Source organism: Paenibacillus chondroitinus NBRC 15376 (genome assembly GCF_004000765.1).
GTDB classification, from domain to species: domain Bacteria; phylum Bacillota; class Bacilli; order Paenibacillales; family NBRC-103111; genus Paenibacillus_E; species Paenibacillus_E chondroitinus.
This window is the reverse complement of the sequence record NZ_BILW01000026.1, coordinates 18,541-30,687: the sequence shown is the minus strand read 5'-3', so window position 1 is coordinate 30,687 and position 12,147 is coordinate 18,541. Positions and strand designations below refer to the sequence as shown.

8 protein-coding genes are annotated in these 12,147 nt (G+C 48.3%); 5 read left to right on the top strand and 3 right to left on the bottom strand.

The window, feature by feature from the left end; all coding sequences use genetic code 11:
* The 3 genes from PCH02S_RS24105 to PCH02S_RS24095 all read left to right on the top strand — a co-directional run bounded on the left by PCH02S_RS24105 (position 1) and on the right by PCH02S_RS24095 (position 3,970).
* Positions 1 to 1,563, top strand: coding sequence for an ATP-binding protein (locus tag PCH02S_RS24105; protein WP_127456654.1), 1,563 nt, complete (start codon positions 1 to 3; stop codon positions 1,561 to 1,563).
* Positions 1,529 to 2,224, top strand: coding sequence for a response regulator (locus PCH02S_RS24100; RefSeq protein WP_127456653.1), 696 nt, complete (start codon positions 1,529 to 1,531; stop codon positions 2,222 to 2,224). The genes PCH02S_RS24105 and PCH02S_RS24100 overlap by 35 nt, the downstream gene beginning before the upstream one ends.
* A gap of 72 nt (positions 2,225 to 2,296) precedes the next feature.
* Entirely contained in the window at positions 2,297 to 3,970 is a 1,674-nt protein-coding gene (locus PCH02S_RS24095) for a ribonuclease J (RefSeq protein ID WP_268597466.1), read from the top strand.
* A 347-nt stretch (positions 3,971 to 4,317) separates the two neighbouring features.
* Here PCH02S_RS24095 and PCH02S_RS24090 read toward each other — a convergent pair whose 3' ends face one another.
* The 3 genes from PCH02S_RS24090 to PCH02S_RS24080 form a co-directional block, all read right to left on the bottom strand.
* Positions 4,318 to 5,310 carry a zinc-binding dehydrogenase gene (locus tag PCH02S_RS24090; protein WP_127456651.1) on the bottom strand — a complete coding sequence of 331 codons (993 nt, stop codon included), beginning with the start codon at positions 5,308 to 5,310 and terminating at the stop codon, positions 4,318 to 4,320.
* Positions 5,311 to 5,449: 139 nt separating this feature from the next.
* Positions 5,450 to 6,280: a Ppx/GppA phosphatase family protein gene (locus PCH02S_RS24085; protein ID WP_127456650.1), complete on the bottom strand. Its 831-nt coding sequence runs from the start codon at positions 6,278 to 6,280 to the stop codon at positions 5,450 to 5,452.
* Positions 6,281 to 6,581: 301 nt separating this feature from the next.
* Complete coding sequence (locus PCH02S_RS24080; protein ID WP_307719948.1) at positions 6,582 to 7,271, bottom strand: response regulator transcription factor; 690 nt, start codon at positions 7,269 to 7,271, stop codon at positions 6,582 to 6,584.
* Between the two features lie 287 nt (positions 7,272 to 7,558).
* On the opposite strand from PCH02S_RS24080, the gene PCH02S_RS24075 reads away from it, so the two are divergent.
* Both PCH02S_RS24075 and PCH02S_RS24070 read left to right on the top strand, forming a co-directional pair.
* Positions 7,559 to 8,857: a GGDEF/EAL domain-containing response regulator gene (locus PCH02S_RS24075; RefSeq protein ID WP_164819717.1), complete on the top strand. Its 1,299-nt coding sequence runs from the start codon at positions 7,559 to 7,561 to the stop codon at positions 8,855 to 8,857.
* A 10-nt stretch (positions 8,858 to 8,867) separates the two neighbouring features.
* The gene (locus PCH02S_RS24070) at positions 8,868 to 12,107 is read left to right on the top strand and encodes a response regulator (RefSeq protein ID WP_127456647.1); all 3,240 of its coding nucleotides are present in this window, start codon (positions 8,868 to 8,870) and stop codon (positions 12,105 to 12,107) included.
* The last annotated feature ends 40 nt before the right edge of the window (positions 12,108 to 12,147 follow it).

Sequence of the window (12,147 nt, the reverse complement as noted above, 5' to 3'; positions counted from 1 at the left end):
ATGATGAATAAAACAAATAGTTGGATCAGATGGAAATCCTACGTGATGACAGCTCTTTTTATTGCTGTGGTCACTTTATTTTTAAAAGCTTTCAGCGACTTCTTAGGCTTGGTGAATGTCTCTCTTTTCTATCTGCTTCCAGTTCTTTTTAGTGCTGTACGCTGGGGAAGGGGGCCTTCCTTTTTTGCAGCGGCAATCGGCGTATTATCTTTAGATTTCTTATTTGTCCCTCCTGTATTTAGCCTCACAGTTGCGGATTTGCGTTATTTGATTTCATTTATTGTCTTTATATCGGTTGCCGCTCTCACGGCGAGCTTGGCTTCGAAGCTTCGCAGTCAGATTCATCAAGCACAGCAGAGTGAAGCCAGTACGGCTGCCCTGTATGCGTTGAGCCGTAAAATTACGGCCATTTCCGATTTAGAAGGACTTCTTAATCAGATTGTACAGCATGTTTCCGAAGCATTAAGCGCAAAAGCTGCTATTCTAATGCCAAACCCATTGGGTGAACAGCAAGTAGGAGCCTATTCCAAGGATGGTAGCGAGTGGGCGGAAGATGAATCCCATTTGTCTATCGCGGCGTGGGTTTACAATCATCATGCGAGCGCGGGGCGCGGCACACCCTCGTTGAGGGAGTCCTCAACGCTCTATGTCCCGCTTGAAACAGATCATCAAGTACACGGCGTATTAGCTGTCTATGTCGGTGAGCGGCCGTTAACGGAGATGCCGGAGCTAATCCGCTTCATCGAAGCGCTCTCGGATCTGGTGGCTGTTGCGATTTCCCGCGTCAAGCTGGCGAATGAAGCGAAGGTGGCGCAATTGACTGCCGAGTCTGAGAAGCTGCGAACGGCGCTGCTGGACTCGCTTTCTCATGAGCTGCGAACACCATTAGCTACAATTATAGGCTCTGTGACGGGGCTGCTGGAAAGCGAAGCTGTATTTAGCCCTGAAGACCGGCGTGAGCTGCTGCTAACGATTCGTGAAGGTTCCACAAGGATGAATAGGCTAGTAGGGAATTTGCTTGGCATGGTTCGGATTGAAAGCGGCATGCTGCGGTTAAATAAGCAATGGTGCGGGATCGAGGATATCGTCGGTGTGGCCCTTGCCCAGCTGAAGGATGCTTTGCAGCATAGGAAGGTGAGCATTCGGCTTGCTCCGGAGCTCCCTTCCGTCCCGCTGGATGATGTGCTGATTGAGCAGGTGCTGATTAATGTGATCAGCAATGCCATCAAGTATTCGCCGGAGGGCAGTGAAATTGTAATCGAAGCGCAGCAGCGCCGGGAAATGCTTGAATTGACCATCAGAGATGAAGGAGCGGGCATTGCGGCAGAGGACTTGGATCGGATTTTTGAAAAGTTTTATCGGGGACAATTAACCAAACATATCCCCGGTACAGGACTCGGGCTTGCGATCTGTAAAAGCATCGTAGAAGCCCATGGCGGGCAAATCGTAGCCCAAAGAAATGAGCCCAAAGGAACGGCTATTCATATCAGTTTGCCGTTACAATTCGCTGAGAAACAGGGGGATGAGCATGACAGCAACCGGGGCGAAAATATTAGTTATTGATGATGAGGCGCAAATTCGCAAGCTGTTGCGAGTAACGTTAAACGCGCATGGCTTCGATGTAACGGAAGCCGCAACGGGCCAAGAGGGTTTATTGCAGGCCACGATGGTTCGGCCGGATCTCATCGTGTTGGACCTCGGATTACCGGATATGACAGGGATGGACGTGCTGCAGCATATTCGTGAATGGTCGCAGGTTCCGATCATTATTCTTACCGCCCAAGACCAGGAGCAGGATAAAGTGGCTGCCTTAGACCAGGGGGCTGACGATTATGTGACTAAGCCCTTTGGCATGGGCGAGTTTATGGCACGTATGCGGGTTGCGCTGCGCCATATCGCTAAGACGCAAGATGAACCTGTGTTGAAATTAGGGGATCTGGTCATTGATTTATCCCAACGGGTCGTTGAACTCCATGGAGAGAAGCTCAAATTGACGCCTACGGAGTATGATTTGCTCAAAGTGCTTGCCCTCAACAACGGTCGCGTAATGACGCATCGCCAATTGCTCAAGCAAGTATGGGGCGGTTCCCAGTATGAATCCGACAGCCAATATCTTCGGGTATATGTCGGCCATTTGAGGAAGAAAATCGAAGAAGATTCTACAAGACCCCGCTATATTTTGACGGAGCCGGGAATTGGTTACCGTTTTGCTTGGCAGGAATAGCTCCATCTTGTATAGCCTTACACCTCTTGTGGGAAATTAACGCAAATGAAAGTGACACAGGGGGTAAGTAAGGTGACCAATCTGGATCAGCAATTATCGGTCTTCTCCTTAGGCGGTATTAATGAAATCGGTAAAAACATGTATGTCGTTCAATATGCGGATGACATTGTCGTGATCGACTGCGGCTCTAAATTCCCGGATGAAACTTTGCTGGGCGTTGATCTCATCGTTCCTGATATTACTTATTTACTTGAAAATAGCGATAAGGTCCGTGCTCTGGTTATTACGCATGGGCATGAGGACCACATCGGGGGCATTCCCTACATCCGCAAACAAATCAATGTGCCGATCTATGCAACGCGCTTAACGATTGGGCTCATTGAAGTGAAGCTGAGAGAGGCCGGCTTGCTGGCGGGTACCAAGCTGATTGAGATCAACTCCGATTCAACGGTTGACCTTGGCAGCATCACGTCCACTTTCTTCAAAACCAATCACAGCATCCCGGATTGTCTTGGGGTTGTTTTTCATACGCCCGAGGGAGCGGTTGTCCATACGGGAGATTTCAAATTTGACCTTACACCGGTCAATAATCAATATCCGGATATTCATAAAATGGCGGACATTGGCTCTAAGGGGGTCATGCTGCTTTTATCCGAAAGCACGAATGCCGAGCGTCCGGGTTATACGCCTTCGGAAAGCCATGTCGGAAAGCATCTCGAGGAGGCTTTCCATAAAGCGAAGCAAAAAGTGTTCATCGCCACCTTTGCTTCCAATGTCCACCGGCTTCAGCAGGTAATCGACGCCGCACAAGCGACGAATCGTCAATTAGCCTTGCTGGGCCGCAGTATGGTCAACGTCGTAAAAATTGCTTCCGAGCTGGGCTATTTAACGGTTCCTGACGGGATGCTGGTGGAGGCGGCAGAGATCGGCAGCTTGGCTTCCGAGCGGATCGCCATTCTCTGCACGGGCAGCCAGGGAGAGCCGATGGCCGCGTTATCCCGGTTATCTCGCAATAATTACAGGAATGTAGAAATCCATCGGGGAGACACGGTTATCCTGTCCTCATCGCCGATTCCTGGGAATGAGCGCAATGTCTCCAAGACGGTCGACAATTTGTTTAGCCTTGGCGCGGAGGTCATCTACGGCTCAAGCTCAGTGACCGGCATGCATGTTTCCGGCCATGGCAGCCAGGAAGAGCTTAAATTAATGCTGACGCTCATGAAGCCGAAGTATTTTATTCCGATTCACGGCGAATATCGGATGCTCCATCAGCACCGCATTTTGGCGGAGTCTGTTGGCGTCGAGCCTGCTAACATTTTCATCCTGAACAATGGGGATGTTGTAGATATCAAGGATGAAGCGGCGACGCAAAGCCGCAAGGTCACGGCGGGCAACACCCTGGTCGATGGTTTGGGCGATGTGGGGAATATTGTTTTGCGTGACCGGAAACAGCTTTCGGAGGATGGAATCCTTATCGTGGTTCTTCTTCTCAGCAAAACGGATGGCAAAATTTTAGCCGGACCCGATATTATTTCGCGAGGGTTCGTCTATGTGCGCGAGTCTGAGGATCTCATAGATCGTGCCAGCATTCTCGCCGCGGATACGGTGAACAGGCTGCAAACAGGGCAGGAGCCATTGAACCAATGGAATGTGCTGAAAATTAATGTGAAAGAAGTGCTCGGGCGCTTCTTTTATGAGAAAACCGGCCGCAGACCTGTGATTCTCACGATCATTACGGAGTTCTAGGGGGAGGAGGAGTAGCTGGTGGCGGCTACTAACCCCCTGAATGGGAACTACAGGACGCTATTTCTACGAAATGCGCGATTTTGGCCGCGGAGTGGGAACTAGGGTCCGTTATTTCCAAGCATTTGGCTGAAACCCAGCCCAATGTTGAGAAATAACGCTCTGTAGTTCCCCAACAGGCCCCAAACCCCCGCTATTCGCAGAAATAGCGGATCGTAGTTCCTCTAAGCTGGCCCAGCAGCAGCCTCTGAAGTTCTTTAGGCTACGCGAATAGGCACGCGGCACCTCACTCAACGAAAAAGACTGTCCATCAAGTAGATCACTCTACTCAACGGACAGTCTTTTCAATTCTATACAGGCCGCAGCAGCACTTTGCCTGAGGTCATGTTAGCCGCGTACTGTTGGATGGCATCTACCGTCTGGCAGAGCGAGAATGTCTGGCTAATCTCGGTCTGGATCTGCGATCCGACCGACTTCTTCATAGAGCCCTGCAGCGAGAGCAGTTCAAAAATGGATTGGGTCTTCACCCAGTCGGACGCCCAGAAGCCTGTGATCCGCTTGCGGCGGAAAACCAGATCATCTGCGTTGATCGTTGTTGTGCTGCCTCCCAGGAGGCCGTATTGAAACAACGTGGAGCCGTCCGGCAACGCCGAGAGTACGGTCCCTGTCAGGTCTCCGCCAATGGCATCGAAGCATACGGTAGCTCCAAGGTCATGAGACTTCCGTCTGAGTTCGTCCTCGAAGGCTGGGGAGCTGCTGTTCACGATATGCTGTCCGCCTATCTCTCTAAGGAGCTGCGCATGCTCATCCTTGCGGACAACACTGATGACGGCAAGGCCGTTATCTCTGCCGAGCTTCACCAGGATTCTGCCGAGTGCGCTGGCTCCGGCCGTTTGCACGATGGCTTTGGACTTGTGCTGCTTGGCAATCTTCACCATAGCCATGGCGCTTGCCGGATTAACGAAGAAGACAGCGCCCTGCTCGTCCGATACGTGGTCGGGCAGAACCATGCAGGTCATGACGCTTGTTTTCGTATACTCCGACCAGGAACCATAGACTTCGGATACGAAGGCTACGCGTTTTCCTTTCAGCATGCGGGCTACGAGGCTATTACCTGTTGCGATGACCGTTCCGCACCCTTCCATTCCGCCAACCGACGGCAATGCGCGTTTGATGCCATAATTGCCGGAAAGAAATAATAAGTCAGCGGGGTTAATAGATGCCGCATGCACCTTGATGAGTACTTCGTTACTGTCTATTTGGGGAATTAACGTTTCGCCGAATTCAATGCCTGAAACCCCGCTGTATGTCTTAATCAGCGCTGCTTTCATCATTTGTGCCATATGGAAGTACCCGCCTATCAGTAGATGTAATTATAACTAGTTAATGTACACTGTATTATATAATACGCAGTGAACGGGTAGGTTTTGATAACATCAAATTTACACAAAGATTTGGTCAAAAAGGGACCATGCAGCGCGATTATAATTGATTCATGAAGCCGTGGGCGATATTCAGATCGGAGGGCATAAATTTGCCGGCGCCAGATTTAATTAGCCCGGCAAGGACGACACAATTCGAGGCGATGGCGCCGCGCATCCATTTCGGATCGAAAGGGGAATTGTTTTCTAAAGCTGAAAGCTCGAGAAGAGCCAGTTGCCTGGTAAGTTGAGTAAAGTCGCTCCTTGAGCAGTAGAGATCCTGTTCAAGCTCGATGTCGAAATGGCGCAGATACGTTTTCTCGCCGCCGGTGTAAGCGAACGGCCCCAGTGATGCGGGTAAGCGAGAGGAAAGCCATTTGATACAGGTCGTTATCTGCCTTTGATGCGGAGCTCCAAGTAACTGGAATTCTTGATTAAGATCCGAAATGCCGAAAGGAATGAGATAAGGCGCTTCGCACTCCTTGGTAATAATCTGGATGCTGCCGCCTCCGACATTGATGACGTCAAGATGGCTGGGGATATCTGATTCGCTTATCGCTTTGCGCAGCAGCTCCGCTTCTTCTTTCTGACTGATCGTCCGATAGGCAATTCGCAGATTTCTGCAAATCTCCTCCATATGTTCAGAGAGGTGCGGCGACCTTCGCATCGCTTCCGTCCCGAAGGCCTCAATGTTTCCGAGGGGGGCGCCTTCCAAAAAGGAGCCTTGTGTGGACAGCAAAGACTTAAGCTTATCTTCAATGGATGGAAGGCAAATCTCGCTCTCCAACAGCTCCCATGTAAGAACATCCACTTGTTCGATACCTATATCCGATTTCTTGAATACTTTGGCGCTATGGCTGCCCAAATCCAAAATTAATTTATCACTATTCATAAGAGTTCACCTGTTACTCCCTTTAGTAATGGTTATCGCACTGTGAATCCCTGTTTAGTTAGTTGCCATCTGATGTATATCTGACTATTCCTAGCAAATAAAGGTCTCAGAAATCCAATAATAAATGATTAATGATTTCTATGTCAACCAATTTATGTTAAAAATATGGAAAAAGTTTCATGACATTCATATTTCAACAGATTGCATGGTTATCCGACAAATTGGGCTCTCCGGAAATTTGAAGGAAATCAAATAAGAGGCTATCCCCGGGTCATTTTGGACCTTGGAGACAGCCTCTTGCTTATAAAACAAATTTGTAGCCTACACCCCAGACTGTTTTGATGTATTTCGGTTCTTTGGGGTTGACTTCAATTTTCCTGCGCAAATTTGTAATATGTACATCGATAGCACGATCGTTGACATAGGAGTCGAAACCACGCAAAGCGTTAATCAAATCCTCCCGGCGGTACACGCGTTCAGGGTGCTCGTACAGCAGCCGAATAAGCTCGAATTCGGAGAAGGTCATGTCGATGGGTTCCCCTCGCACATAAAGCGTTCTTTTTTCCAAATTAATGTTCATATCAACAGACGGTACGGGAACAACTTGCTGGACAAGCTGCTCTTCGGGTGGATGAGCTTGTTTGAATCGACGCAGCAGGGCTTGTATGCGAGCCTTCATCTCATGCATGCTGAAGGGCTTGCATAAGTAGTCATCAGCTCCTACTGTAAACGCTTCAACTTTCTCGCTGACTTTGGAATTGGAAGAGATGATGATGATGGGAACGGGCGTTAAGCTTCGCAAGGAGTTGCATAAGTCCGTGCCTTCAAAGTCAGGAAGCATGAGGTCCAATAGAATAAGATCCGGCTCGAATTCGCGAAGGGCGGCAAGGCCTTCCTGACCATTATGGGCTCTAAGCACTAAGAAGTTCTCTTCTGTCAGATACATACAGACCATTTCACCTATAATATCATCGTCCTCAATTAAAAGCACTCTGTCCAAGCATAAACTCCCCCAAACTAAGTTTATTTTCTAATTTCTTTCCTGAATGAACAGAGGGATCAAAAGTCCTAACAATTTACTTGCTCAACCTATTATAAGGTGTCAAAAATTAAGTGTAAATTGCTCTTATACACTTTTTATCGGGAATTTGTTAGCAAATTGTTAGCGAATAGGGGTGAGAAAACGTACCATTTAGGTAAGTTACCTAATAAGTGGAAAGTACAATAGGAGATAAATACGGTTTATTGTGGAAATTGCTTGTAGGAGGTGTAAATGAAGTGGGTCTTTTAAATAGGTATGGAGTCCTGATTGTAAGTGATTCTAATGAGTTGAGCGAGAGCTTGCTGCCCATCTTTCAGAAAGATGAACAGTTCATCATGACAGGTTCGGCGAAACACGGGAATGCCGCATTGGATTGTATGCTTGCTGGAAGGCCGGATTTGGTGGTCATCGATTTAGCAATGGCAGACATGGCAGGGATTCATGCGCTTCAACTCATTATGAATCATCGTCCAATTCCTATTGTTGTGCTTAGTACACATACATCCGAAGGTGCCATGCAGACCATTCAGGCTATGAGGATAGGCGCTGCGGATTATTTTCATATAGAAATGCTTACTGGGCCTATGTCCCATGAAACGATGATCATCTATTTCCTGGAACGCTGTAAAATGGCCATACGAAACGGCATTCAGAGCGTGCATGAGTTTCCAGTCAAATCCTTAGGAATCGTAGAAGCTGCGCTCTCCGGCTCACTGCAGGCGAAGCACGACCAGTTTCAAAGACGAATGGATATCGAATTTCATTTGCGTAAGGCGATTACGAATGAGGAATTTCATCTCGTATATCAACCCGTTGTTGATGTATATACGAACCGGATCGTTGGTTTAGAGAGCCTAATTCGCTGGCACAGTGCGTCTTTGGGGCAAGTGCCGCCTTGCGATTTTATCCCAGTAGCGGAGGAAAGCGGCCTGATTCATGAGATCGGAGAATGGGTGCTGAGAGAGGCTTGCACACAGAGCGTGAAATGGCAGCAAGATGGCCTCCCCCGTTTGTTCATGGCCGTCAACCTATCCAGACGACAGTTCAATGATAGCGGGCTCAGCGCGATGATTCAAAAGATTTTAGAGGAAACAGGCTTACAACCGAAGTACCTGGAACTCGAGATCACAGAGAGCATGAGCATGGATGTTAATTTGGCGGCGGATGCGCTCGGTCAGCTGAAAAGGCTTGGTGTGCGCGTCGCGATGGATGATTTTGGCACCGGCTATAGTTCGCTTGGTTATTTAAAGGATTTTCCGATCGATAAGTTGAAGATAGATCAGTCGTTTATTAAGGGATTGAAACATCGGGAAGTGAATGCGGCTATCGTGAACACCGTCATTACAATGGCCAAAAACTTAAATCTGCTCGTAGTGGCCGAGGGGCTGGAGACCGAAGAAGAGCTTCAAGTGCTGAGGGACTGCGGGTGCCGTTTCGTGCAGGGTTACTATTTCAGTAAACCGGTACTAGCGGAGAGCATTGAGCACATGCTGAACACAGATACGCGAAACAAACCAAACAAGATCGTTATTTAAATATAGGCTGGTGATTGTTCTGCTGCGCGATTTGATTACCAATTTTGCAATTATTACCGTGTTTGTCTTATTCGTAGAGCAGTTTTTCATTTTAACAAAATTGGATCAGAGGCCGACGTGGTATTACAAAGTTTATGTGGGGCTGACACATGGCATTCTTGTTGTGATTCTGGTTAGTTTTGGTATTACGGTTGATGGCCATATAGGTCTTAATTTTCGCGGTGTAGGTTTCCTGCTTGCCGCCTATTTGGGAGGATATCCTTCAATCCTCATTACCTTTTTCATCCTATCGATCTGGCGCTTTGCGATAGAGCACTCTATCCAGCTGCCGATTTTCCTTATTGGACTGGCGGCCGTTATAGGCACTAACTTTACTTTTTCAAAAATGCGTACTTATTGGTCCAAATGGTTATTTGGAGGAGCTTTTCTATATGTGTTCTACTATGGCATGATGTGGGTCGTGTACCGTACATCCCTTCAAGTCATAGGGACATACCTCACCTACCAAATGGTGTGTGTAGTGGTCGTGGCCTGTTTTCTCGGCTATCTGATTCGTGCCCGGGAGTACAAGCTGCAGATCCGGCAGGTGGAGCAGGAACTCATTGATATGCTGCGCTTACAGCCGGGGTTTACGTTTAAATTTCATAAGCACCGGGGCCATTTTGTCTATATATTGATTGAGGGTCAATTACTTTATCAGCTGGGTTTGCGACCAAGTCAGTTTATTGGGAAAAGGGCTCAGGAAATCAGCATATTAGGGACTAAGTATCTGGAGTTTCTGCAGCCCTATTATGAGCAGGCTTGGGCGGGCGAAAGAGTCAGCTATGAATATGATTGCCAAGGCTTCACGATCCTTGTTACGCTGCAACCTATCTTCAAGTTTGGCGCGGTCAGCGAGGTCATTGGGTCTGCGGTAGATGTGTCGGAGCATCGTGCAGCTCAGATGAAAGCTAGGGTTAGAGACGAGCAATTCCGAACCTTAGTGGAAAATTCAGAGGACTTTATTCTTAGATTTCGACTGGATGGAAGCGTTGCCTCTGCCAACTCTAAAATGTATCAAACTTATCAACTTACGCCTGATCAGGTAAAAGGGAAGCAATTGACCGATGTCATTCATATGGACAATCCTTCGAAATGGGAGCGATCCTTCAATCAATCGATCATCAACGGCAAGACGCAGCAATTCGCCATTAATTTTCTGCAGCCGGACGGTGCTGAGCATACCTATAATGTCACGTTATCCCCCCTTTTCAATGAAACAAGAACGGAAATTATTGCGGTCACCGGAACCGTTCACGATATTACGGATCTCAAGAAGCGCGAAGAGGCGGATGAGTCCAACCGGGCCAAAAGCCAGTTCCTGGCGAGGATGAGCCACGAAATTCGTACGCCGCTTAACGGTATTCTGGGGCTGTCCCTTCTGCTGCAGCGTACCGAGTTAACACCTCTACAGAAAGATTATTTGAGTAAAATGGACGCCTCTTCGAGTGTTCTGCTGGCGACGATTAACGATATTCTGGATTTTTCGAAAATTGAAGCGGGGAAATTAATTTTGGAGAAAGTTGACTTCTCCTTGGAAGAGTCACTTCAGAAGGTCGCCGACCTGGTGAGTGTTTCCCTCGGCAACAAGCGAATCGAGATCTTGCTGGATACGTCGGAGGATTTGCCGGATATCGTCAGCGGGGACTCTTTTCGATTAGAGCAAGTCCTTATCAATTTATCGAATAATGCCATTAAATTTACGGAACAAGGACATATTCGGCTTCAAGTGCAGCTTGAGGAATATGCGGAGGAAGGTATTATTATATCTTTTGCCGTAGAGGACACGGGGATAGGGATCTCTAAGGAGCAGCTGTCACAGTTATTTTTACCTTTCTCGCAAGCGGATACATCGACCAGCCGGAGATACGGAGGCACAGGGCTTGGGCTTGTGATTTGCCAGCATTTGGTGCAGTCCATGGGAGGTGTGCTAAGGGTTGAGACGACGTTAGGGGCAGGCAGCCGCTTCTACTTCAGTCTGTTGTTCGGACGAAATCAGCAGACGGAGGGTGACATGTACTTTGCTTACAGGCAGCATCTTCTGCCTCAAGAAAACAAGCAGGTGCTCGTTGCCGAGGATCATCCCATTGCTGCTCGTCATGTATCCGAGTTGCTGGGCTCCTTTCAGCTGGAGGCGAAGACAGTTCTGTCGGTATCCGACTTATTAGCGGCGTTGGAACAAGGAGAAGGAGTAGCTGGCCAAGCTGCGTTCCGCTATATTTTCCTGGATATGCAAATGGATCCCATGCAGCATCAAGCGATTTGGCAGCGTGTGCTGAATGCGGTAGACCGCTCGCGAACCCATGTGATTGCGCTCACGACACTGGAAGGCAGAGAAGAAATGTGCGAGCTGCCTGAAGCGTTGAAGGCGGATGCAGTGCTGGTAAAACCGGTCAGCAGGTTGTCGCTGCGCAAAGTTTTGCAGGTTCTTAGCGGGCAGAAGCCATCTCCTAAGAGGTATGATCGCGATAAGGAGCAGGCTATGGCAGAAGGGGCGTTTTTCCAGTCCAAGGGGCACATCTTGGTGGCGGAGGACAATGAAATTAATCAACTGGTCATTACGCAGCTGCTTCAGCAACTGGGGTATGAGGCGGTCATTGCGCAGAATGGCTATGAGGTTCTGGAACGGGTGGGTCAGCAAGACTGGAAGCTTATCCTTATGGATATTCATATGCCGGAAATGGATGGCTATGAGGCTACGCAAAAGCTGAGACAGCTGAAGGCAATGCAGCGGATTCCGATCATTGCGCTTACAGCAAACGGATTCGTGAAAGACTCGATTCAAATGCTGAAGCTTGGGCTCAATGGCATTTTGGTTAAACCCGTCAATGAGAAGCAGCTTGCCGATATGCTCGAAAAGTGGCAGGATTTGCAGTGGTTACTGCACATTAAGGGGATGGATCCGGAGCGCGTGCTGCGGAATATCGATCAGAAAGTCCATATTTTTCAATACATGATTGAGAAGTTTAAACAAGATTATGCTTGTTTCACGGAGAAGCTGCTGCCCCCTATCATCCATCAAGAAGATGCTGTTGCTCGCCGCATGGTGCATACGCTGAAAGGAGTGGCTGCGAATTTCTATGCCGAGTCCTTGTTAGCGGCTGTCTTGGTGCTAGAGAAAGAGATGGAGCAAGAAATTAACTTGGAGACATGTAAAGAAGGGATTGTGCGCGTGCAGCTGGAGATCGATCGAATTGTAGCAACGATATAAGGCAACGAAAAGAATCCGCAGAAAGTTACTGCTGGGTTCT